Source organism: Dactylosporangium sp. NPDC006015 (genome assembly GCF_040614215.1).
GTDB lineage: Bacteria > Actinomycetota > Actinomycetes > Mycobacteriales > Micromonosporaceae > Dactylosporangium > Dactylosporangium maewongense.
Window position 1 is genome coordinate 94,266 of the sequence record NZ_JBEXUD010000012.1, and the last position, 22,082, is coordinate 116,347.

Annotated in this window: 23 protein-coding genes; 11 read left to right on the forward strand and 12 right to left on the reverse strand. The window is 73.1% G+C overall.

Features of this window, described 5'->3' with window-relative positions:
- The first annotated feature begins 69 nt into the window (after positions 1-69).
- From ABZ321_RS22885 to ABZ321_RS22895, 3 genes are all read left to right on the forward strand, one after another.
- A complete protein-coding gene (locus ABZ321_RS22885) occupies positions 70-525 on the forward strand; it encodes a carboxymuconolactone decarboxylase family protein (protein ID WP_344499838.1) in 456 nt (151 codons plus the stop codon).
- A gap of 80 nt (positions 526-605) precedes the next feature.
- A complete protein-coding gene (locus tag ABZ321_RS22890) occupies positions 606-1,040 on the forward strand; it encodes a DUF1801 domain-containing protein (RefSeq protein WP_354894667.1) in 435 nt (144 codons plus the stop codon).
- Between the two features lie 86 nt (positions 1,041-1,126).
- Positions 1,127-1,918 carry a class I SAM-dependent methyltransferase gene (locus ABZ321_RS22895; RefSeq protein ID WP_344499840.1) on the forward strand — a complete coding sequence of 264 codons (792 nt, stop codon included), beginning with the start codon at positions 1,127-1,129 and terminating at the stop codon, positions 1,916-1,918.
- Here ABZ321_RS22895 and ABZ321_RS22900 read toward each other — a convergent pair whose 3' ends face one another.
- From ABZ321_RS22900 to ABZ321_RS22910, 3 genes are read right to left on the reverse strand one after another with little or no spacing between them, the layout of a single operon-like run.
- The gene (locus ABZ321_RS22900; RefSeq protein WP_344499842.1) at positions 1,919-2,341 is read right to left on the reverse strand and encodes a hypothetical protein; all 423 of its coding nucleotides are present in this window, start codon (positions 2,339-2,341) and stop codon (positions 1,919-1,921) included. It abuts the gene before it with no gap.
- Positions 2,342-2,352: 11 nt separating this feature from the next.
- The gene (locus ABZ321_RS22905; protein ID WP_344499844.1) at positions 2,353-2,610 is read right to left on the reverse strand and encodes a hypothetical protein; all 258 of its coding nucleotides are present in this window, start codon (positions 2,608-2,610) and stop codon (positions 2,353-2,355) included.
- Positions 2,610-2,987, reverse strand: coding sequence for a DUF2089 domain-containing protein (locus tag ABZ321_RS22910; RefSeq protein WP_344499845.1), 378 nt, complete (start codon positions 2,985-2,987; stop codon positions 2,610-2,612). The genes ABZ321_RS22905 and ABZ321_RS22910 overlap by 1 nt, the downstream gene beginning before the upstream one ends.
- Before the next feature lie 132 nt (positions 2,988-3,119).
- On the opposite strand from ABZ321_RS22910, the gene ABZ321_RS22915 reads away from it, so the two are divergent.
- The gene (locus ABZ321_RS22915) at positions 3,120-3,707 is read left to right on the forward strand and encodes a hypothetical protein (protein ID WP_354894310.1); all 588 of its coding nucleotides are present in this window, start codon (positions 3,120-3,122) and stop codon (positions 3,705-3,707) included.
- A gap of 182 nt (positions 3,708-3,889) precedes the next feature.
- On the opposite strand, the gene ABZ321_RS22920 is transcribed toward ABZ321_RS22915, so the two are convergent.
- Positions 3,890-4,330 carry a hypothetical protein gene (locus tag ABZ321_RS22920; RefSeq protein ID WP_354894313.1) on the reverse strand — a complete coding sequence of 147 codons (441 nt, stop codon included), beginning with the start codon at positions 4,328-4,330 and terminating at the stop codon, positions 3,890-3,892.
- A 110-nt stretch (positions 4,331-4,440) separates the two neighbouring features.
- Between ABZ321_RS22920 and ABZ321_RS22925 the strand changes: the two genes are divergently transcribed.
- The gene (locus tag ABZ321_RS22925; RefSeq protein ID WP_354894316.1) at positions 4,441-4,815 is read left to right on the forward strand and encodes an Hpt domain-containing protein; all 375 of its coding nucleotides are present in this window, start codon (positions 4,441-4,443) and stop codon (positions 4,813-4,815) included.
- A 23-nt stretch (positions 4,816-4,838) separates the two neighbouring features.
- Here the strand turns inward: ABZ321_RS22925 and ABZ321_RS22930 are convergent, their stop codons facing one another.
- A complete protein-coding gene (locus ABZ321_RS22930) occupies positions 4,839-5,507 on the reverse strand; it encodes a response regulator transcription factor (protein ID WP_354894319.1) in 669 nt (222 codons plus the stop codon).
- Positions 5,504-6,658: a histidine kinase gene (locus ABZ321_RS22935; RefSeq protein ID WP_354894321.1), complete on the reverse strand. Its 1,155-nt coding sequence runs from the start codon at positions 6,656-6,658 to the stop codon at positions 5,504-5,506. The genes ABZ321_RS22930 and ABZ321_RS22935 overlap by 4 nt, the downstream gene beginning before the upstream one ends.
- Before the next feature lie 108 nt (positions 6,659-6,766).
- Here ABZ321_RS22935 and ABZ321_RS22940 point away from each other — a divergent pair, with 108 nt between their 5' ends.
- The 3 genes from ABZ321_RS22940 (at position 6,767) to ABZ321_RS22950 (ending at position 11,410) form a co-directional block, all read left to right on the forward strand.
- The gene (locus ABZ321_RS22940; RefSeq protein WP_344499855.1) at positions 6,767-7,456 is read left to right on the forward strand and encodes an ATP-binding cassette domain-containing protein; all 690 of its coding nucleotides are present in this window, start codon (positions 6,767-6,769) and stop codon (positions 7,454-7,456) included.
- Positions 7,446-8,135 carry a hypothetical protein gene (locus ABZ321_RS22945; protein ID WP_344499856.1) on the forward strand — a complete coding sequence of 230 codons (690 nt, stop codon included), beginning with the start codon at positions 7,446-7,448 and terminating at the stop codon, positions 8,133-8,135. Before ABZ321_RS22940 ends, ABZ321_RS22945 begins: the two co-directional genes overlap by 11 nt.
- Positions 8,136-8,359: 224 nt before the next feature.
- Positions 8,360-11,410, forward strand: a complete 3,051-nt coding sequence (locus ABZ321_RS22950) for an ExeM/NucH family extracellular endonuclease (RefSeq protein WP_354894325.1) — start codon at positions 8,360-8,362, stop codon at positions 11,408-11,410.
- 26 nt (positions 11,411-11,436) lie between these two features.
- Here the strand turns inward: ABZ321_RS22950 and ABZ321_RS22955 are convergent, their stop codons facing one another.
- Together ABZ321_RS22955 and ABZ321_RS22960 are read right to left on the reverse strand one after the other, a co-directional pair.
- Positions 11,437-12,534, reverse strand: a complete 1,098-nt coding sequence (locus tag ABZ321_RS22955; protein ID WP_354894328.1) for a winged helix DNA-binding domain-containing protein — start codon at positions 12,532-12,534, stop codon at positions 11,437-11,439.
- Positions 12,531-13,517, reverse strand: coding sequence for an NADP-dependent oxidoreductase (locus ABZ321_RS22960; protein WP_354894331.1), 987 nt, complete (start codon positions 13,515-13,517; stop codon positions 12,531-12,533). Before ABZ321_RS22960 ends, ABZ321_RS22955 begins: the two co-directional genes overlap by 4 nt.
- 62 nt (positions 13,518-13,579) lie before the next feature.
- Between ABZ321_RS22960 and ABZ321_RS22965 the strand changes: the two genes are divergently transcribed.
- Entirely contained in the window at positions 13,580-14,542 is a 963-nt protein-coding gene (locus tag ABZ321_RS22965; protein WP_354894334.1) for a YafY family protein, read from the forward strand.
- Between the two features lie 47 nt (positions 14,543-14,589).
- Here the strand turns inward: ABZ321_RS22965 and ABZ321_RS22970 are convergent, their stop codons facing one another.
- Positions 14,590-15,738 carry an endonuclease gene (locus tag ABZ321_RS22970; protein WP_354894337.1) on the reverse strand — a complete coding sequence of 383 codons (1,149 nt, stop codon included), beginning with the start codon at positions 15,736-15,738 and terminating at the stop codon, positions 14,590-14,592.
- A 104-nt stretch (positions 15,739-15,842) separates the two neighbouring features.
- The gene (locus ABZ321_RS22975) at positions 15,843-16,799 is read right to left on the reverse strand and encodes an Lrp/AsnC family transcriptional regulator (RefSeq protein WP_354894340.1); all 957 of its coding nucleotides are present in this window, start codon (positions 16,797-16,799) and stop codon (positions 15,843-15,845) included.
- 84 nt (positions 16,800-16,883) lie between these two features.
- On the opposite strand from ABZ321_RS22975, the gene ABZ321_RS22980 reads away from it, so the two are divergent.
- On the forward strand, positions 16,884-18,368 hold the full coding sequence (locus tag ABZ321_RS22980) for an MFS transporter (protein WP_354894342.1): 1,485 nt from the start codon (positions 16,884-16,886) through the stop codon (positions 18,366-18,368).
- 19 nt (positions 18,369-18,387) lie between these two features.
- Here the strand turns inward: ABZ321_RS22980 and ABZ321_RS22985 are convergent, their stop codons facing one another.
- The gene (locus tag ABZ321_RS22985) at positions 18,388-19,356 is read right to left on the reverse strand and encodes an aldo/keto reductase (RefSeq protein ID WP_354894345.1); all 969 of its coding nucleotides are present in this window, start codon (positions 19,354-19,356) and stop codon (positions 18,388-18,390) included.
- A gap of 74 nt (positions 19,357-19,430) precedes the next feature.
- Here ABZ321_RS22985 and ABZ321_RS22990 point away from each other — a divergent pair, with 74 nt between their 5' ends.
- Entirely contained in the window at positions 19,431-20,552 is a 1,122-nt protein-coding gene (locus ABZ321_RS22990) for a pyridoxal-phosphate dependent enzyme (protein WP_354894349.1), read from the forward strand.
- On the opposite strand, the gene ABZ321_RS22995 is transcribed toward ABZ321_RS22990, so the two are convergent.
- Positions 20,545-22,077 carry a hypothetical protein gene (locus ABZ321_RS22995; protein ID WP_354894352.1) on the reverse strand — a complete coding sequence of 511 codons (1,533 nt, stop codon included), beginning with the start codon at positions 22,075-22,077 and terminating at the stop codon, positions 20,545-20,547. The two genes, ABZ321_RS22990 and ABZ321_RS22995, sit on opposite strands and share 8 nt — an antisense overlap.
- Positions 22,078-22,082 lie beyond the last annotated feature (5 nt).

Genomic DNA, 22,082 nt, shown 5'->3' on the forward strand with positions numbered 1-22,082 from the left:
TCGAGGGACGGGGTGCGCCGCTGGTCAGATGGGTCCTGTCAGCGAGAGCACACAGCAAGGGAGTTCGCGATGTCGACGGAGCGCATGCCCAACCCGGCGGCCCTGATCCCCGGGGCGATGGAGGCCCTCATGGCCCTCACCGGCGCGATCGCCGGCGCCGGGGTGAGCGAACGGGTGCTGGCGCTGAGCCACCTGCGCGCCAGCCAGATCAACGGCTGCGGGCCGTGCGTCGCGGGCGGCGCCGCCCAGGCCCGCCGGCACGGCGCCGGCGACAACCAGGTCGACGCCGTCGCCGCGTGGCGGGAGACGCCGTGGTTCAGCGACGAGGAGCGGGCGGCGCTCGCCCTCACCGAGTCGGTGACCCGGCTCGCCGACCGGCCCGACGCCGTCCCGGACCACGTGTGGGACCTGGCCGCGAAGCACTTCGACCACAAGGAGCTGGCGGCGCTGCTGCTGAACATCGCCGTCACCAACGCCTTCAACCGGCTCAACGCCCCGACCCGCCAGCAGGCCGGGCAGTGGTGACGACCTTCGACGTCAGCTCCAACTCCAACTCCGACTCCAACTTCGACTCCGACTCCGACTTCAACGAGAGAGGCACGACCATGGCGAACACCGAGAAGTACGACGGCTTCACCACCGCCGAGCGCACCGCGATGAAGGACCGGGCGAAGGAGCTCAAGTCGACCGCGCGGCGCGGTGCCAAGGCGGACACCGAGAGCGAGGTCCTGGCGAAGATCGCCGAGATGTCCGACGCCGACCGCACCCTCGCCGAGCGCCTCCACGCCATCGTGAAGGAGAGCGCCCCCACGCTGACGTCGAAGCTCTGGTACGGGATGCCCGCCTACGCTCGCGACGGCAAGGTCCTGTGCTTCTTCCAGAGCGCCGCCAAGTTCAAGACCCGCTACGCCGTCCTCGGCTTCAGCGACGAGGCCCAGCTGGACGACGGCACCATGTGGCCCACGTACTACGCGCTGACCACCCTGTCCGCCGACGACGAGGCCCGCATCGCCGCACTGCTCAAGCAGGCCGTCGGCTGAAGCCAGTCGCCGCTGGTTCGCCATGCCGCCAGAAGGCCCCCTCCCCAGGGGGCCTTCCGCGGTGAGGCACGGGCATCATGCGTGAGATGCGGAGCAGGGTGTTCGGTGAGGTCGCGGAGCTGTACGACGCCGGGCGGCCCGGCTACTGCGACGACATGGTCGACGAGGTCCTCGCCTACGCCGCGCTGGGTGCGCGGCCGGCGGCCGAGATCGGGGCCGGCACCGGCAAGGCGACGGTCCAGTTCGCGGCCCGCGGTGTCCCGGTCGTCTGCGTGGAGCCCGACGAGCGGATGGCCGAGGTGCTCCGTCGCAACACCGCCGGGCACGGTGCGGTGACGGTCGAGGTGAGCGCGTTCGAGGATTGGCAGCGCGCCGGCCGGCGCTTCGGGCTGCTGTACGCGGCGACGTCCTGGCACTGGACGGACCCGGGCCGCCGGTGGGATCTGGTGCACGCCGCCCTGGAGCCGGGCGGCACCCTCGCGCTGTTCTGGAACCCGCACGGCGTCGTGGACGCCGGGCTGCAGGCGGAGCTGGCCGAGATCGACCGCCGGCACGGTGTGGAGCACTCACCGCACGACGCGGTCGCGTCCTTCTACGGCGACGTGCCGGGGGCCTGGACCGGTGAGGAAGGTTGGCCGCTGGAGGAGTGCCTGCGCGACGGGCGCTTCGCTGACCTGCGGTCGGTGCGGTTCCGGGACCATGTCAGCTACGACACCGGCCGCTACCTGGCCTACCTGACCTCGATCTCCGCCTACCGGATCCTGCCCGTCGCCGACCGTGAGCTGGCCCTTTCGGAGACCGCGCGGGTGCTGGACGCCAACGGCGGCGGGATCGACATGGTGCGCCTGAGCGACCTGTTCCTCGCCCGGGCCGCGTAGTTACTCGCAGAAGACGCGGACCTTGGCGTCGGGCTGGTCGACGTCGACGGTCATCTCGTCGAGGTGCTCGATGAGCGCCTCGAGCTGCTCGGGCTTCAGCTGGGTCAGGTCGAACGGCACGCCCGACTTGTGCATCTCGGCGTTGGCGTGCTGGAGCGCCTGCGGCGGGATGAGCGCCACCAGCTTCACGCCGGCGCGCAGCAGCTGCAGCGGCACGCGGACGTTGACGCGGCCCGGCTCGCCGCCCTCGAGGGTGTCGACCAGCACCCGCAGGTACTTGGGCTTGCCCTTCGGCCGGGCCTCGGGGAGGGTCGCGACGGGCGGCTGGTCGCGCTCCAGCGCGGCGATGAGCTGCTCCGCCTCGTCGACGGTGATCTTGCCCGCGGCGAGCATGTCGAGGATGTCCTTGCGTTGCTCGTTCATGGTTGACGCTCCTATCGGATGGAGACAAGGAAGGCCGTGTGGCCGTCCTTGATGTCGACCCGGGTGCCCGGCAGCGCGGAGACGATGCGCCAGCCGGTGCCCAGGGTCCGTGGCACGCTGATGCGGAAGACGATGCAGGCGATGATCCCGCCCAGCAACGCCAGCACCAGCAGCGGCGCCAGGATCAGCGCCACGGGCAGCACCGGGATCCAGAGCCGGACGGGCCGGCGGTGCCGCCGGTCGACCCGCACCGTGAGCAGCTGCGGCATCATGTGCGACCGTCCAGTTCGGACAGTGCCTGCTGCGCGGTGATCTCGCCGCGCCGCAGCCGGTCGATGACGTCGGCCCGCGACGGCCGCGGATCGGTCTCGACGAAGTCGAGGGACTGCGTGATCCTGTTCAGCCGCGCCTTGATCGTCGGGTAGCTCACCCCGAAGATCCGCTCCATCTCCTTGATGGAGCCGTGGCACCGCACGAACGCCGTGACGAAGACCTGGTCCTCGACGTTGAGCTGGGCCAGCTGCGGCAGCTCGAACCGGCCCTCGATCGCGACGTCGCTGTCGGCCAGCCGCACCCGCTCCACGACGAACGGCCGGCCCCGGGTCAGGTTCGTCAGTTCCTGCCAGTCCATCGCCTGCTCTGTCATACCTGAAGTATGCACGCGCCGTGGATTAACTTTCAAGAAGTTGATCTTAAGATTTTTAATTACGCCCTCTGGAGGGCAGTCGCGATCCTGACAGCGGGGAACGGCGCCGCCCGGCGGCCGGTCAGAGCTGCCATGAGACGCAGATTCGCCGCAGCCGCCGTCGTGACCGTCCTCGCCGCCGCGGGCTGCGACGGCGGAGCGGCCCGGCCGAGCCCGAACCCGGACTCAAGCCCGAACCCCGAGCCGTCGTCGGCGGCCGTCGGCGGGCCCGTCCCGTTCAGCGTCAGACTCGGCGCGGGCCAGCGGCTCATCCCGCTGTCGCCGGGGCCGCAGGGCTGCCCGGGCGTCGACACGCGGGTGCACCTCGGCGACGGCCGGCTCGTCCGGTTCACGGCCTACGCGACCGGCTGCCCGCTGCCGGACGACCCCCGGCGCATCAACGGGCGGCACGGCGTCTACCGCAGCACCGCGGACATCCCCGCCGACCTCCGCGCCGGCGCGACCAGCATCCAGACGCCGCTGGGCGAGGCGACGGCGTTCACCCAGGACTACTCGGAGTACACCAACTCCGCCAACCACTACACGGAGCCGGTCGCCGTGATCACGCTCGCCCGGCCGGCGGATCCGGCGTACCAGACGCTCACCGTCATCGCGGAGAAGGGGACGCTGCCGATGGACGAGCTCGCCACCGTCCTGCGAGAGCAGCTGCTGGCACCCTGAGCTCGACGCGAGGCACGGCTCAGCGCAGCGGCCCGCACTGGCCGCAGGTGCAGATGGAGCCGGTCGTGCGGCTCGACAAGCACCTGCGTGTCCAAACACCGCCCCCTCGGTCCGCGCCCATCGGCCGCCGCGACATCATCGCAGCATCGCCGGCGGACGTGGGGGCACGTCGATGGACGGGATCAGGGCGACACCGGCACCGAAGCCATGATCGGCTCGACGAGCTGGCCCATGTGCTTGAAGTTGGCGAGGCGCTCCAGCAGCACGTCGGTCACGTACATGCCGCGGCCGATCAGGACCAGACCGCCCGAGGTCAGCACGTCCTCGGCGATGCGCATGCCGGCGTCGAGCCGGCCGACGGTGCAGGCCTGCACGACCTCCTGCGCCTCGACCACCTGCAGGAGCTGCCGCAGCGCGGCCAGCACCGCCGGGTTGTGCCTCGGGTCGCGGTCGAGGATGACCAGGGCGCTCGCGGTCGTCAGTCCGCGCCGCTCCAGCAGCTCCATGTCGATCGCGGCGCGCAGCACCGCCACGCCGGTGAGGACGAGCGGCGGCACGGCGCCCACCGGCGCCGTGCCGTCCAGCCCCCGGATCATCGCGATGACGTCGTCGAGCATCGGCACGGCGCTGAGGAGGCGCAGTGGAGGTGCGGCCGGCGGCGCTCGGTTGCGATCCGGGTGCGGACCGGTTGCGGCGCCGGTGCCACCCGCCCCCGGCGGCCTGAAATGAAGACGTGGATCGTGCAGCCGGGATCAGGGCCCGCCTCGACGACGTCGCGGGGCCCGACCCGTCGCCCGACGACCTCGCCATGCTCGCCCGGCTGCTGACCGCCTTCACCACGAGGACACCGCCGGCCGTCGACCGCCTCGCCGTCGCCATGCACGCCGGCGACACGGCCGCCGTCCACGTCCAGGCGCACGCCCTGAAAGGCTCCGCCGCCAACATCGGCGGCACCGCCCTCGCCGACCTGCTCGCCGACCTGGAGCAGCGCGCCCGCGGCGGCGGCGGCCTGCCGGACGCCGGCCCCGCCCTGGACCGCATCCGCACCGAGTACACCGAGGTCGCCGCCATCTGCGAGGCCCTCGCCGGGAGCCGCTCCGCGCTCTGACCCCGGCGCCCGCCGCCGTCCGCTCAGCGCGGGACGAGGCCGCACTCGTAGGCGACGACGACGAGCTGGGCGCGGTCGTGGGCGCCGAGCTTCGTCATCGAGCGGTTGATGTGGGTCTTCACCGTGTGCGGGCTGACCCGCAGATGGGCGGCGATCTCGTCGTTGGACAGGCCTGTCGCCACCAGGCCGACGATCTCCCGCTCGCGGCCGGTCAGCAGGTCCACCAGCGGCGCCGCGTCGAGACGGCGGCGGGCGGCGGGGGCGGGCTCGGACAGGAAGCGGGCGATCAGGGCGCGGGTCGCCGCCGGCGAGAGCAGCTGCTCGCCGCGGTGCACGGTGCGGATCGCGGCGAGCAGCTCCGCCGGCTCGGCGCTCTTGCCGAGGAAGCCGCCGGCGCCGGCGCGCAGGGCCTGGAACACGTACTCGTCGACCTCGAACGTGGTGAGGATGAGCACCCGAACGCCGGCGAGGTCCGGGTCGGCGGTGATCAGCCGGGTCGCGGCCAGGCCGTCGAGGTCGGGCATGCGGATGTCCATGAGCACCACGTCGGCGCGGGCGGAGCGGGCCAGCTCGACCGCCTCGCGCCCGGTGGCGGCCTCACCCACGACGGTCACGTCGTCGGCCGAGTCGACGAACACCCGGAACCCGCTGCGGATCAGCGGCTGGTCGTCGGCCAGCACCACCCGGATCACCGGGCCTCCAGCGGCAGCACCGCGGTCAGCCGGTAGCCGCCGGCGGGGCGCGTGCCGGCCTCCAGCGACCCGCCGAGCGCCGACACCCGCTCCCGCATCCCGACCAGCCCGACACCGGGCGTTGCCGCCTTCCGCGGGTGCGCCGCCGGTGCGTTCTCAACCCGGATCGTGAGGGCATCTCCAGTCCGTTGCAGCAGGAGGTGTACGGCCACCGCCCCGGCATGCTTGCAGACGTTGGTGAGCGCCTCCTGCACCACCCGGTACGCGGTCAGGTCGACAGGCACCGGCAGGTCGAGCGCGTCGCCCAGCCCCGACGCCGACACGGCCAGCCCGGACCGGCGGAACGTGTCGAGCAGGTCGGGCAGGCCCGTCAGCCCCGGCACCGGATCGACCGGCGCGAGCTGGTCACCCGGCTGGCGCAGCAGGCCGATCGTGTCGCGTAGCTCGCCGAGCGCGGTCCGGCTCGCGTGCCGTACATGGGTGAGCGCCTCCCGGGCCCGGCCGGGCTGCGCGTCGAGCAGGTGCGCGGCCACGCCCGCCTGCACGTTGATCAGCGCCAGCTGGTGCCCGACGGCGTCGTGCAGGTCGCGGGCGATCCGCAGCCGCTCGTCGGTGACGCGGCGGCGGGCGTCGGCGTCACGGTCGCGTTCGGCGCGCAGCGCCCGCGCCTCCACCTCCGCCAGGTACTCCCGGCGGCTGCGGGCACCGTCGCCGGCGGCCACGGCCAGCCCGCCGAGCGCGGCGAGCGCGAGGTTCTCCGCGCCGAGCCACGAGGCCGGCTTCGCCAGCATGTGCAGGCCGGCGAACGCGGACACCGCCAGGACCCCGATCGTCAGCGCCCGCCGGCGGCTGGCCGACTCCGCGACCGTGTACAGGGCGATGAGCGGCGCGGCCAGGATCAGCATGCCGTTCGCCGTCTTGTGGTTGAACACCAGGTACGCCTCCGCGGCGACCGAGCTGACCAGGAACGTGTGCAGCGGCCACCGCCGCCGCAGCGCCAGCACCAGGCACGCGACCGCCGCGACCAGCGTCGCCGTCACGTCCAGCGGCGCGGCGTGCGGCGTGCCGTGGGTGGTCGCCAGCACCACGACCCCGACGACGAGCCCGATGGCCAGATCGACGGCACGGTCGACGGCCGGGTCGATGCGCATGCCCACACGGTAGGCCGGTGCTACCGCGTGGACATCCCGCAGCCGCGGTATACGGGATGCCGCCGCTGCGGGACGACTTCTCCGGCCCCGGCGGCGATCGTTGGCGGCATGACAGCAGTCCACGTCCGAGAGCTGACCAAGCGGTACCGGGGTGTCCGCGCGGTCGACGCCCTCACCTTCGACGTCCCCGCCGGCTCGGTCACCGGCTTCCTCGGCCCCAACGGCGCCGGCAAGACCACCACCCTGCGCATGCTGCTGGGCCTGGCCCGGCCGACCAGCGGCACCGCCCTCATCGACGGCCGCGCCTACCACGACCTCGCCGAGCCGCGCCGGACCGTCGGCGCCGTCCTCGAGTCCGGCGGCTTCCACCCGGGCCGCACCGGCCGCGACCACCTGCGGATCCTCGCCGGCTCGGCGCGGCTGCCGATGGCCCGCGTCGACGCGGTCCTCGACGAGGTCGACCTGACCGGCGCCGCCGACCGGCGGGTCCGCACGTACTCCCTCGGCATGCGCCAGCGGCTCGGCCTCGCCGGCGCCCTGCTCGGCGACCCCGGGCTGCTCGTGCTCGACGAGCCTGCCAACGGCCTCGACCCGGCCGGCATGTCCTGGCTGCGCGGCCTGCTGCGGCGGCGGGCGGCCGCCGGCGGGACGGTGATCGTCTCCAGCCACGTGCTGTCGGAGATCGCGCAGACCGCCGACCACGCCGTCATCGTCGGCGCCGGCCGCCTGCGCCACGCCGGCCCCGTCGGCGACGACCTGGAGCGCACCTTCCTGGCGGTGACCTCGAATGCGATCTGAACTGCGCAAACTCGCCACCGTCCGGACCCCGTGGCTGCTGCTGGCCGCCACCGTGGCCCTCGTCGTGCTCGGCGCGAGCGGCCGGCTGTCCGGCCACCCCGACGACGTCGCCGGTGCCGCCGCGCACGTCGGGCTCGTCGCCCTGTTCCCGCTGATCCTCGGCGTCATCGCGGTCGCCGGCGAGTACCGGCACCGCACCGTCGCCGACACCTACCTGTCCACGCCGCGCCGCGAGCGGGTGCTGCTGGACAAGCTCGCCGTGCACACGCTGCTCGGCGCCGGCTTCGGCGTGGCCGCCTCCCTGACGGCCCTCGCCACGATCGCGGCGTGGGGCTCCTGGACGTCGTCGACGCTCGACGACGTGTGGCCGACCCTCGCCGGCGACGTCGGGTGGAACGCCGCCTTCGCGGCGATCGGCGTCGGGCTCGGCGCCCTGGTCCGCAACCAGATCGCCGCGGTCGCCGGCGCCCTCGCCTGGCTCGCCCTGATCGAGGGCGTCGCGGCCGAGCTGATCGGCACCGACGCGGCCCGCTGGCTGCCGTTCCGGGCCGGCAGCGCCCTGGGCCGGCTCCCGGCGGCCACCGGCCTGGACCAGTGGACGGCCGCCGCGGTCCTCGCCGGCTACGCCGCGGCCTTCACGATCGCCGCCGTCGCCGCCCAACGCCGCGACCCGATGTGAGTCGATGCGTCGATGGGGTTAACCCTCGCCTCATGCTGACACCGGCGTCAATCCAGGGAACCTGCCTTAGGCTGTCACACGCCGTTCAGCTCTCGTCCGCCGGCAGGGCCTAACGTCCGTGAGTCGGCCTCCAGCAGTGACGGAGCCGAATCACGCCCACCTGGAGGTCCGGGTCTATGTCCCGTGCGGTCATCCGACGCACAACCGTCGTTTTGTCCCTTACCATGGCCGGCGCAGCCTGGCCATTACTCGCCGACCCTGCCGCCGCGAACCCGGCCGGCACGGGTCTGGTCATCAGCGAGGTATATGTCAATGGCGGCTCGTCCGGCGCGAGCTACCTGAACAAGTTCGTCGAGCTGTACAACCCGACGTCCGCCTCGATCCCGCTGAGCGGCACGACGCTGCAGTACCGGGCCCCCACCAGCACCGTCGTGCCGAGCGGGTCGCAGGTGTTCACGCTGACCGGCGCCGTTGCGGCGCACGGGCACTTCCTGATCATGCTGCCGGGCAACAACGCCACCACCAACCCGGGCGCGCCGCTGCCGACGCCCGACCTGTTCACCGGCACCAGCGTCAACCCGGGCGCCGGTGGCGGCACGCTGTACATCGCGGCCAGCGCCACCGGCGTGCTGCCCACCGACGCGGCCGTCATCGACCGCGTCGGCTGGGGCACCAGCAACGCGCCCGAGGGCACCGCCTCGACCGGGAACTCCCTGGTCCTGAGCTACCAGCGGGACGCGGCCGGCGCCGACACGGACAACAACGGCGCCGACTTCCGCACGGCCACCCCGGTGCCGCAGAACGCGGCGTCCGACGGCGGCACCGCGACCGTCACGGTCACCAGCCCCGGCAACCAGAACGCCACGGTCGGCACCGCGATCTCGCCGCTGACCCTGAGTGCGTCCGGCGGGGCCGCGCCCTACACGTGGTCCGCGACGGGCCTGCCCGACGGCCTCACGATCTCCAGCGGCGGCGTCATCGAAGGTACGCCCACCGCGGCCGGCACCGCGTCGGTGACGGTCACCGCGACCGAGTCGGGCGGCGCGAGCGGCTCGGCCACGTTCACGTACACCGTCACGACGACCACGACGGTGCTGCCGATCGCCGCGATCCAGGGCACGAACACCGACACGTCGCCGGAGGTCGGCCGGAACGTGACGACCGAGGGTGTCGTGACCGCCGTCTATGCAACCGGCGGGTTCAACGGGTTCTACCTGCAGACGGGCGGGTCCGGCGGCGCCGAGGCCGACGACGCCACCCCGGGTGCCTCCGACGCGATCTTCGTCTTCGGCTCCGCCGCGGCGGGCCAGGTCCACATCGGCGACAGCGTGCGGGTCACCGGCAACGTCGTGGAGTTCCAGGGCACGACGGAGATCTCCGCGCCGACGGTCACGCAGCTGGCGACCCCGCTGCCGGCCGTCGCGCCCGGCACGATCCCGTGGGCGTCGCTGACCACGGCCGCGCAGAAGGAGGCCCACGAGGGTGAGCTGATCGCGCCGCAGGGCACGTTCACCGTCGCGGACAACTACGACGCCAACTGGTACGGCTCGTTCACGCTCGCCGCCGGTGACGCGCCGCTGCGCCAGCCGACCGACGCGGGCCGGCCGGGCAGCGCCGAGGCGCTCGCCGCGGTCGCCGACAACGCGGCCCGGAGCATCACCCTCGACGACGGCGCCAGCGTCAACTACAGCGGCTCCGCCAACACGGGCACTCCGCTGCCGTGGCTGACGCCGACCAACGCGGTCAGCATCGGGTCGAAGGTCACCTTCAACCAGCCGGTGATCCTCGAGTACCGCTTCTCGCTCTGGAATTTCCAGCCGCGGCAGCGGGTCACCGACAACGGTGCCGCCGTCGCGACGTTCAGCGACACGCGCACCGGCAACGCGCAGCCGGCCAACGTCGGTGGCACGGTGCGCCTGGCGACGTTCAACGTCGAGAACTACTTCCCGACGACCGGCGAGTCGTACGTCGCGCAGGGCTTCGGCACCTGCAGCTACTTCAACGACCGGGCCGGCACCCACATCGCCGTCGACAAGTGCGTCGGGCCGGGCAACGCGGCAGGCGTCCGCGGCGCCGCCAACGACGCCAGCTTCCAGCGGCAGCAGGCGAAGATCGTGACCGGCATCAACCGGCTCGGCGCCAGCGTCGTGTCGCTGGAAGAGGTCGAGAACTCGGCGAAGTTCGGCAAGCCCCGCGACGCCGCCCTCGCCCAGCTGGTCGACGCGCTCAACGCCGCCGCCGGCGGCCCCGTGTGGGCGTACGTGCCGTCGCCGGCCGTCCTGCCGCCGATCGCGCAAGAGGACGTGATCCGCAGCGCGTTCATCTACAAGCCGGCGGACATCGCGCTCGTCGGCACCTCGGTGATCCTCACGACCGCGTCCGGCCCCGGCCAGCCGTTCTCGATCGCCCGCGAGCCCCTCGCGCAGGCGTTCAAGAAGGTCGGCGCGACCGACGCCGACGCGTTCCTCGTCGTCACGAACCACTGGAAGTCCAAGGGCAGCGGCGACCCGCTGTACCCGGGCGACGCCGAGGACACGTCCTCGCCGGCGAAGAACCAGGGCTCGTTCAACGCGACGCGGGTCCGTGAGGCGGAGGAGACCGTCGCGTTCGCCAACCAGGTCGCGACCAGCATCGGCACCGACCGCATCTTCCTCGTCGGCGACCTCAACTCGTACACCCACGAGGACCCGATGCACGTCCTGTACGACGCCGGCTACACCGACCTCGGTGCGGCCTTCGACCCGAACGAGTCGACGTACTCCTTCGACGGCCTGCAGGGCTCCCTCGACCACGTGCTGGCCAACGCGGCCGCCCGCACGCTGGTCACCGGCGCCGACGTCTGGCAGATCAACGCGCAGGAGGCGGTCGCCTACGCGTACAGCCGGTACAACTACAACGCCACGCTGCTGTTCAACGGCGGCGACCCGTTCGCGGCCTCCGACCACGACCCGGTCGTCATCGGCCTGAACCCGCCGGTGACGCCGCCGGCCCCGGCGTGGAGCGCCTCGACGGTCTACAACGCCGGCGACAAGGTCTTCTACCAGGGCTCGGTCTGGCAGGCGACCTGGTGGACGAAGAACCAGGCCCCGGGCGACCCCTACGGCCCGTGGCAGCAGATCTCGACCGCCCCCGACGGCACCGCGATCTGGACCGCCTCGCGCATCTTCACCACCGGCGACGTGGTCCTCTACCAGGGCAAGAAGTACGAAGCCAAGTGGTGGACCCGCAACCAGGCCCCCGGCGACCAGTGGGGCCCCTGGAAGCTGCTGCCGTAACACTCCTGCTGTAGACGGGGCCGTCCTCACACCGAGGGCGGCCCCTTTGCGGTCCACTGTGGACCTGGGGGATCCCGATGGGTGAGGAACGGCAACATCCGGTGGGCTTCGTCGTCGATGTCCTGCCGCTCGGCGGCGGTGAGCGGGCGAAGGGGCGCGAGCCGTATGTCGCCGTCGGTGAACGACCACGTGCCACGGACGACGCCGTCGACAAGGATGGTGGGGCGCACCAGGGCTCGGCCCGGCATGACCTGCCTGCGGTCCTCGTCACTGATGATGCGGGTGCGGTCGGCGTGACCCAGTAGGGCGTTGTCGTAGGCGGGCAGCAGACGCGCGGGCGCAGGGACGTCCGGGTCGGGCAACTGCACATCCGGCAGGTCGAGCAGGGACTGGCCGTCGGGTCCGGTGTAGCGGCGCAGTGCGACGCCCATCTCGGCGACGACGCGGTTCAGCCGGGTCAGCCCGCTCCAGGCCTGGACGTCGGCCACCGAGGCCGGTCCGAAGGCGGCGAGGTAGCGGCGGATCAGTTCGTGCGTCGCCGCGGTCTCGATGGCGTCAGTCGGCACGGTGGTGACGATGACGGAGGACCGGTTGCCCCAGCTGCCCCAGGACGCGGTGGCGGGATCGTGGACGAGCGGGGTGCGGAGCTCGAACTCGTCGGCGAGGATCCGCCCGTCGCGACCCGGATGGCGGGCCGACAGGCCGCGGGCGAGGTCTCTGCGGGCGAGCGGTCCAGCGTCCAGCAGCGCATGTCCGTCGGCCATGAGCGTTCGGGTGGGCGGCCGGTCGCCGTCGCGCCGGAAGTACGGCGAGCTCGCGGTGCGGTCGAGGACGGGCTGCAGGAGGGGCCGCAGCCGACGGAAGTCGTCGGCCGCGGCGAGGTGCTGGGTGCTGCGCAGCAGGCTGGAGCGCACGACGTGCCTGTCGAGCAGCAGGCCGGTCAGATCGGTGTGGGTGAACCCACGGATCCGGCTCCACAGCCCGACGTAGGGCCAGTTCGGTTCCTGTGCCTGCAGGGCGACCAGGTGCCGGATCACATCGAGCGGCGCCTGGTCGGTGCGCTCCAGCAGGAACTGACGCTGCAGCAGCGCCCGGTTGAGGGCGCGACGCGACAGGCGCGTCACGTCAGCCGCACCGAGACGTTGCCGCGGTAGGCGCCGTGCAGCAGTGACAGGAAGGTGTCGGGCACGGCGTCGATGCCGGCCTCGACGACGGTGTGCGGGAAGACGAAGCTGTCCTGGTCGAGCCAGGCCCGGAAGTGGGTGTGCCATGCGGCGATCTGATCGGGCGTGTGGTGGCAGGAGAACGGCAGCAGCTCGACCTCCTTTGCCGCGGCGACGGCCTGGTCGGGCTCGGGGAATCGCTGCGCCGCCGCACCCAGCTGGGTGGACAGCGACCCGCACAGCGCGAACCGCGCGCCGGGCGCCGCAACCTCGAGCGCGGCCTCGTACAGTGGGCCGCCGACCGTGTCGAAGAAGACCGTGATGCCCTCGGGTGCGAGCTCCTTCAGCGCCGCGACCGGGTCCTGGCGGTAGTCGAAGGCGGCGTCGAGGCCGAGCTCCTGGACCAGGTAGTCCACCTTCGCCTGGCTGCCCGCGCTGCCGATGACCTTCGAGGCGCCCAGGTTGCGGGCGATCTGCCCGGCCAGCGAGCCGACGCCGCCGGCCGCGCCGGACACGAACACGACGTCGCCGCGGCCGACCTTGGCCACCTCTGCCATGCCGTAGTAGGCGGTCGGCCCCTGACCGAGGTGATAGCTCGGATCCGGGTACGCGTCGCGGTCCAGTTTGATGTACGAGGTGGCCGGCCCGGCGGAATGCGTCGCCCAGCCGGTCATCGACTGGACCAGGTCGCCCTCTCGCAGGTCCCGGCTGTCCGACCGCAGGACGGTGCCGAGCGCCATCACGCCGATGCGCCGGCCCGGCTGCCAGGCCGGGATCGGCAGGTGGCAGTCGGCGCGCATGAGCTCCAGGTAGGTAGCGGCCAGCCCCAGGTGGTCGGTGCGGACCAGGACCTCACCGTCGATCTCGGTCTGCACGACGGTGAAGTGGTCCCGGCCCGGAACGCCGGCGATCTGGCTGGTCAGCTGAATCTCACGAGCAATCATGAGATCGACCGTAGCCAGGCTTCCGGCCAGTTCCTGACCGGAAGTCGTGCAACGATCGCGGCATGGCCAACACCAGTTCCCGGACGCTCCGGCTGCTGTCGCTGCTGCAGACCCATCGTCACTGGTCCGGGACGGATCTGTCCGACCGTCTCGGGATCTCGGAACGCACCCTGCGCCGCGATGTCGACCGGCTCCGGGAGCTCGGCTACCCGGTGCACGCCACCCGCGGCACCGACGGCGGTTACCAGTTGGCGCCGGGTGCGGTCCTGCCGCCGCTGCTGCTCGACGACGAGGAAGGCGTCGCGCTGGCGGTCGGCATGGGTGACGCCACTCAGAGCGGCATCGCCGGGATCGAGGACGCCGCGGTGCGCGCGCTGACCAAGGTGGTGCAGGTGCTGCCGCCGCGCCTCCGCGCACGGGTGAACGCGTTGCGCGCGATGACCGTCTCGCCCGCGGCCGCGGGGCCGGTCGTGCCCGCCGAGGTGCTCACGGTCATCGCCCAGGCGTGCCGGGACGAGGAGCGGCTGCGGTTCCGCTACGCCGCACGCGGCGGCCCCGACACCGACCGGGAGGTCGAACCGCACCGGCTCGTCGCGCTCGGCGGCCGCTGGTACCTGGCCGCCTACGACCTGACCCGACATGACTGGCGCAGCTTCCGCCTCGACCGGCTGACCGACCCGCACAGCACCGGGGCGAAATTCCGCCCGCGGTCCCTTCCCGCCGACGACGCCGCCCAATTCGTGCGCGCCTCCACCGGCGTACCGTCGGGGCACGTCGTCCAGGCCCTGGTCCACGCACCCGCCGAACACGTCCGCCGGGTCGTCGGCCAGTGGGGCACGATCGAAGCCGTCGACGGTCGGTGCTGCCGGCTCACCATGGTCTCGACCAGCCTGGACTGGCCCACCCAGGCGCTGGGCAACATCGGCGCGGAGTTCGAGGTGATCAGCCCACCGGAGTTCACCGACCACCTCCGGGACTGGGGCACCCGGTTCCTCCGTGCCGCGACACCGCCCGCCGCCGGATGACGGATACGGCCGGTCGCATTCCGCGACCGGCCGTCTTCGCCGCGGGGTCAGCCCCAGATGGCGGCAGCCCACTCCGGGTGGTCGATGAAGGGGTTGCGGTTGTGCTGCCAGGTGGCGTAGATGCGGTCGTTGCGGCGGCGCTCGAAGGCGTCGGGCGGGTCCTGCTGGTTCCACTGGAGCAGGACCGACAGCTTGCCGATGTAGGGGGCGGAGCCGTTGGCGGTCGAGTTGTTGATCTCCAGGTTGGGCCAGCCGTCGTCGCCCTCGTAGCGGATGGCCATGTACATGATCATGCGGGCGACGTCGCCCTTGACGGCGGCGCGGGGTTCGAAGGAGTCGCTGTCGGTGAGGCAGCCGGGGGCCTCGCTGACCGCCGAGCCGCCGAGGTCGAAGTCCTTGTTGCCGCGGGCGGAGTTGACCGACACGTCCTCGGGGCGCAGGTGGTGGACGTCCGTGCCGGGGCCGGTGGCGGTACCGAAGTCGCCGTGGGACTTGGCCCAGACGTGCTCGCGGTTCCAGTCGTTGGCGCCGCCGCCGTTCGTCGACTTGCTCTGCGACCGGCCCGAGTAGAGCAGGATGACGTTGGCGCTGTTGTTCGGGTCCTGGTCGGTGTCCTTCAGGGCGTCCCACACCTGGTCGTACGTGAGCTTCGTCTGCGTCTTGATGATGCCGTGCAGTGCGTTGCGCAGCGCGGTGCCGGTCTTGCCCGCGGCGGCGGCGTAGTAGGTCTCGACGGGGCCGGTCGGGCCGGTGGTCGGGCTGCCCGTGGGGGTGGTGCCGGCGAAGGCCATCGAGGTCGGGGACTTCAGGCCGCCGTGGGAGAAGTACGCGGTCAGCTGCCCGGCGACGACGAGCCGGCGGCCCATCACCGACGGGTTCGTCTGCAGCCCGAACTGCGCCCGGTATGCGGCGGTGATCTGCACGTACAGCATCCGCGAGGTGCCGGTCTCGCTCGCTGAGTCGGCGAGGGCGAGGGCCGTGTCGCCGGTGAACCCGGACCGCAGCACGGTGCTGGTCGCGGTCGGCTGCCCGACGACGTACCCGACGACGGAGGCCGACCGGCCGTCCTGCGCCGCGAGCGCCTGGCTCACCGAAAGGTCCGCGGCCACCGCCGCGGTCGAGGTCATGACCACGGCGGCACCGGCCGCGGTCAGGGTAAGAGCAATTGCCGTCGCGATCCGCCGCGATCTCCACATGGCCAGAACCTCATCTCGCAGCCGTGTGGAGACATCGTAGATTGCCGATGTGTCGGGCGGCGTGGACCGCAGAGGGCGGGCGGGTTACATGTAGGGTGCGGACGTCAGGTCACCAGCAGGGTGCCGCCGGCCTTGACGCGGCGCACGACCGGGGCGGTCTCCACCGAGGTCACGCCGTCGAGGGAGCCGATGTCCCCGGCGATGTACTCGTACAGCTCGTTCAGGTCGCGGCAGATCACCGACGCCGCGATGTTGGCCGGGCCCGTCGTCGCGGCGGCGTACGCGATCTGCGGGTGCGTGGCCAGGGCCCGGGTCGTGGCCGAGAGGGCGGACGGCGCGACGGTCAGCCACATCATGGCCTCCGCGTGGTAGCCGAGCAGCGCCGGCTCGATCTCCACGTCGAAGTACAGGACGTTGCCGCGGCACAGTTCGTCCAGCCGCCGCCGGACGGTGGTCTCGGACCATCCCGTGGCGGCCGCGAGCGCCGGCAGCGGCGCCCGGCCGTCCCTGGCGAGCGCGGCGAGCAGCGCGTTGTCCGCTCTGGTCGGCGGTGTCTGCAGCGGTACGGGTGACGCCGGGCGCAGCGCCGTGACCTGGTCGGGGTCCAGTGCGTCGGTGCGGCCGGGCCAGCCGTGCAAGCCGGCGACGCCGCGCAGCATGCAGTGCGCGCTGAGGACCGTGATCCGTGGCGTGCGGGGCAGTTTCTGCAGCAGGAGGTCGCCGTCCGCGGACTGCGACCGGGTCCGGGTGATGCACGTGATCTCGGTGCCGCCGGACACCAGCGTCACCCACGACGTGTCCTCGCGCCGGGCGAGGGCCGCGGCCACCGGCACGGCGGTGTCGGGCGAGCAGCGCATCCGCACCAGCCAGTCGACGTGGCCGAGGGCCGCGGCGTCCGGCAGGCCCACGACCCGCAGCGCGCCGGCCTCGCGCAGCCGCCCGTACCGCCGGGCGATCGTGCGGTCCGAGGCGCCGAGCACGGCCGCGATCCGGCTGAACGGCGCCCGCCCGTCGACCTGCAGCGCGTGCACGACCTGACGGTCGAGCGTGTCCAGATCCACCGCCAGACCGTACCAACGTGTCGGAATCCGCCGTGTTCTTGTACGCAAACGCCGGCCGGACGATCCGGTGGGCATCGTCGTGGCATGCGCAAATGGTTGCCCCTGCTCGCGGTCTCGCTGAGCACCTTCATGCTGCTGGTCGACCTGACCATCGTCAGCATCGCCGCGCCGGACCTGGCGCGGGAGCTGCACTCGTCGTTCGCCGCCCTGCAATGGACCGTCGACCTGTACGTGCTGGTCCTCGCGGCCCTGCTGATGGCGGCCGGCTCGCTGTCGGACCGGCTCGGACACCGGCGCGTCTTCGTCGCCGGCCTCGTCGTCTTCGCCGCCGCGTCCCTCGCGTGTGGTCTCGCCACCGGCACCGGGACGCTGATCGCCGCCCGCGGCGTGCAGGGCGCCGGCGCCGCGGCCATGTACGCCACCAACGCGGCGCTGCTCGGCGTCGTCTACGCGGGCCGGGACCGGTCGGTCGCGTTCGGCGTGTGGGGCGCGGCGAACGGCGCCGCCGCCGCGGCCGGCCCGATCCTCGGCGGGTTCCTCACCGAGCACGTCGGCTGGCGGTCGATCTTCCTGGTCAACCTGCCGGTGGCCGTGGTCGCCGTGGTGCTCGCCCGGGTCGCGATGCCCGGCGGCCGCGGCTCGGCGGCGGGGCGGGTCGACGTGCCCGGTGTGGCGACGTTCACCGCCGCCGCCACGCTCGGCGTGTACGGGTTGATCCGCGCCGGCGACACCGGCTGGACCGACCCGCTGACCGTGGGCGTGCTCGCCGCCGGCGCGGTGACGGCCGCCGGCTTCCTGCTGGTGGAGCGCCGCCGGACCGACCCGATGCTGGACCTCGCGCTGTTCCGCCGCCCGTCGTTCGCGGTGCTGATGTTCGGCGCGGCGGCGGTGACCGCGGCGGCGTTCGCCAACCTGGTGTTCGTGTCGCTGTGGGCGCAGTCGGTGCTCGGACTCGGCGCGATGGCGGCGGGGCTGATCCTGGCGCCGATGGCGGTCGTCGCGTTCGTGGTCGCGGGGCTGGGCGGCCGGCTGCTGCACGCGGTCCCGCCGCGGCACAGCATCGGGTGGGGTCTGCTGCTCGTCGCCGCCGGCACCGCGCTGTGCATGCTGGCCGGCCCCGGGTCGGGCTGGGCGGCGCTCATGCCGGGGCTGTGCGTGTCCGGCCTCGGCGTCGGCCTGTGCACGCCGGTCCTGGCGTCGGCGGCCCTCGCCGTCGCGCCACCCGGCCGGGCGGGCATGGCCAACGGCGCGTCGAACACGTTCCGCCAGCTCGGCTATGCCCTGGCGCTGCCGGTCTTCGCCACCGTCGTCACCGCCCGGGCCGGTGAGGTCCTCGGCGATGCCGGCACCGCCCGGCGCCTCACCGGCGGCGGCTACCAGGACCTGGTCGGGCAGGTGCCGGCCGGCGTGCTGCGGGCGGCGTACGTCGCCGGCCTCGACCGGATCTTCCTCATCAGCGCCGTCATCGCCGGCGTCGCGGGGGTGGCGGTCCTGGCCCTGCTCCGCCCGCCCGCGGTCGGCGGCGCCGAGCCGGACCGGACCGAGGCACCGTCGGGCGTCGCAGCCTGACGCCCGGCCGCCGGCGCGCTCACCACCAGAAGTTGTCCTGCGGTGTGTAGGCGGCCTCGAGATCGGTGAGCTCGTCGGCGGTGAGCTCGAGGGCGAGGGCGGCCTCGGCGTCGCGCAGGTGGTGCGGCTTCGTCGCACCCACGATCGGGCAGGACACGACCGGCCTGGTCAGCAGCCAGGCGAGGGCGACCTGTGCCATCGGCACCTCGCGGGCCTCGGCGACCCGCTGGATCGCGTCGACGACCGGCCGGTCGACGTCGCGGTCGAACGCCCGGGCGACGGCGTCGGACGTGGACCGCGCCGTCCGCTCGCCCCAGGGCCGCGCCGCCCTGCCCTTCGCGAGCGGCGAATACGGCGTGAGACCGACGCCCTGGTCGAGGCACATCGGGATCATGTCCCGCTCTTCTTCGCGTTTGAGGATGTTGTACTGGTCCTGCATCGCCGCGAACGGTGTCCATCCGCCGAGCACCGCGACGTGCTGCAGCTTGGCGAACTGCCAGGCCCACATCGACGAGGCGCCGAGGTAGCGGACCTTGCCCGCCTGCACCAGCGTGTGCAGCGTGGCCATGGTCTCCTCGGCCGGCGTCTCGGGGTCGAAGCGGTGGATGTAGTAGACGTCGATGTAGTCGGTGCCCAGCCGCCGTAGCGACGCGTCGACCTGCTCCAGGACGGCCTTGCGGGACAGGCCGCTGCCGCCGGGCCCGTCGTGCATCTTCCCGCTGACCTTGGTGGCGAGCACGATGTCCTCGCGCCGCGCGAACCGGCGGATCGCGCGGCCGACGAACTCCTCCGACGTGCCGCCCTGGTAGACGTTGGCGGTGTCCCAGAACGTGACGCCGAGCTCGACGGCCTGGCGGAAGAACGGGGCGGCGGCGTCCTCGTCCAGCGTCCACTGGTGCATGCCCGCGGCGGCGACGCCGTAGCTCATGCAGCCCAGCCCGATCCGGCTCACCCGCAGCCCGGTCCGGCCCAGCCGTGCGTACTCCAATGCGCTGCCCTCCCGAATACACCATACCTCGCTTGGACTGTTCGTCCAGAGTCTGGACGTTTACTATCGAGCGCGTGACACTGGAATCCCTGTCGCTGCGCTGCGGCGCGTGCGGCCACACCGAACCGCTGCGCAGCCTGGCCTGGCGGTGCGCGAAGTGCCACGGCGTGCTCGACCTAGACGGGTTCGCCGCGGCCCCGCCCTCCCTGACCGACCTCGCCGGGCGGGGCACCAGCCTGTGGCGGTATCGGGAAGCCCTGCCAATCGCCGAGCCGGGCGACATCACCATGGGGGAGGGGATGACGCCGCTGGTCGGTGCGCCCGGGCGGCCCGGGGTCACGCTCAAGGTCGACCACCTCATGCCGACCGGGTCGTTCAAGGACCGGGGCGCGGTCATGCTCGTGGCGCTCGCCGCCCGGCTCGGCGTCGCGCGGCTCATGGCCGACAGCAGCGGCAACGCGGGGACCGCCGTCGCCGCGTACGCCGCCCGTGCCGGGATCGCCTGCGACGTCTACGTGCCCGCCGACACCTCCGCCGGGAAGGTCGGGCAGCTGCGGGCCTACGGCGCGGCCGTGCACCAGATCCCCGGCAGCCGCGAGGACACCGCCCGGGCCGCGGCGCTCGCCGCCGGCGAGCCGGGCGTGTTCTACGCCAGCCACGTGTATCACCCGTTCTTCGTGCACGGCACCAAGACCTACGTCTACGAGGTGTGGGAGCAGCTCGGCGGCCGCCTGCCCGACACGCTCGTGCTGCCGGTCGGCAACGGCACCCTCGTCCTCGGCGCCCACCTCGCCTGCGCGGAGCTGCTCGAGGCGGGGCACATCGGACGGTTCCCGCGCATCGTCGCGGTCCAGGCCGCCGGATGCGCGCCGCTGGCCGCCGCGTTCGCCGGTGGGTCGCCGGTACCGGCGAACGTCGGCACGCAGGGGACCGTGGCCGAGGGGATCGCCATCGCCCGGCCCGCCCGCGGCGCGCAGATCCTCGCCGCCGTCCGTGCGACCGGCGGTGCCGTCGTCACCGTGACCGACGAGCAGGTGCGGGCCGCGCACGCCGCCCTGGCCCGCTCCGGCCTCTACGTCGAGCCGACGTCCGCCGTCTGCTGGGCGGCCATCGAGGCCGGCGAGGTCGAGCCGGCAGGCACGGTCGTGGCGCCGCTGTGCGGCAGCGGGCTGAAGTCCAAGCCGCCCGTCATGTAACAGGCTCGAACAGGAACGACAGGTCCTGCCAGTACTGGCGCGACCGGGCGACGTGCGCGGGCCAGGAGCCGTGGACCGTCTCGGCGCGCGGGTCGGCGCCCTCGGCGAGCAGGCGGCGCATCAGCTCCGGCGGGCCGCCGTTCATCACCGCGAGGTAGAGCGGCGTCCGGCCGACGCGGTCCCGGGCGTCGACGGGGACCCCCGCGGCGAGCAGGAGCGGCAGCACCCGCTCCCAGTCGACCCACATCACCAGGTGCAGCAGCGACCAGCCGTTGGCGTCGCGCATCTGCGGGTCGATCACGCCGCGGCCGAGGCCGTCGAGCAGCCAGCCGGTGTCGCCGTGCTGCATGCGGTGCTTCACCTGCCGGCGCTGCGCGGCGAGCCCGTGCGGCAGCCGGCCGACGCCGGTCGTCCAGGTCTGCTGCACGGCGTAGCAGCCGCTGCTGGCGCCGCCGAGGGATCGCAGCACCCGCTCGCGCAGCTGCTCCTCCTCGTCGTGGTCCGGCAGGCGCAGCGCACCGCCGTCGACGCCGACCCGGTGCCATTCGCCCTGGCAGCGCACTCGCACCGCGGTCTGGGCCGCGTCGGGTCTCGCAACACCGTGGGCCGCCACCGACGCCGGGAACAGCGCCTCGCGGACGAGCGGGTGCAGGTCGGCGGGGCGTTGCAGGCCGGCCGCGAGGAGCGCCAGGTCCGGCGGCACCGGGCCGGTCAGGATCCGCGTCGGCACCTCCAGGTATTCGCTGAGATCAAGCGCCTCGGCGGTCATCCCGTCGACGGTCAGCGTCAGCGACGCGCCGTACAGGGTGGCGACCTGCTGCACGCCGAACGCGGCCGCGGCGGCCCTGGCCTCGTCCGCGACCCCGACCGGCAGCGTCGGCGGGGCCGAGGGCCGTTGCAGGGCGTCGGGGTCGACCCCACGCACGTCGATGCCGCACTCGCGCCACGCCCCTTCGAGGTCCCCCGCGACGATCCGCTGATGGATGCGCTCGGTGGTGGCGGCTTCGTCGGTACCGGCGGCGATCGTCTCTCTCGACAGGGCCTTCCCCTCCGGGGTGAGGAACGGCATCCTGGTCGCGGACCCGCCCCACGCCTTCCGCACGGCGGCGGCCTCGCGCACGTCCCAGGTGTAGCGGGGCGCGACATACCAGCGCTCGTGCTCCAGCTCGGCCAGGGTCGTCACGGTCAGCAGCAGCCGCTGGGGCCCGGTCGGCGATTTCGGCAGCCGTACCTTCAGCAGCGGCGCACTGTCCGCACCGGTCCGCGGCGGCAGGACCGCGCTCACCATCGGCTGCAGCGTGCTCATCCCGCCGCGGTGCCTCGGCAGGTGCCACCACAGCAGGTCGAGGCTCAGGTGCCGCAGGTCGTCGCTCTCGTACCCCGAAGCTATGTCGACGTCGCAGCGGGCGAGCTCGGCGGCGCGCCGCCAGTCACCGGCCTCCCGGGCCCTGGCCGCCGCGTCCACGACGTCGTGCGGCAGCGACTCGGCCCTGATCCGGCGCCACTGCGGCAGGTCGTTGCGCACTGCGG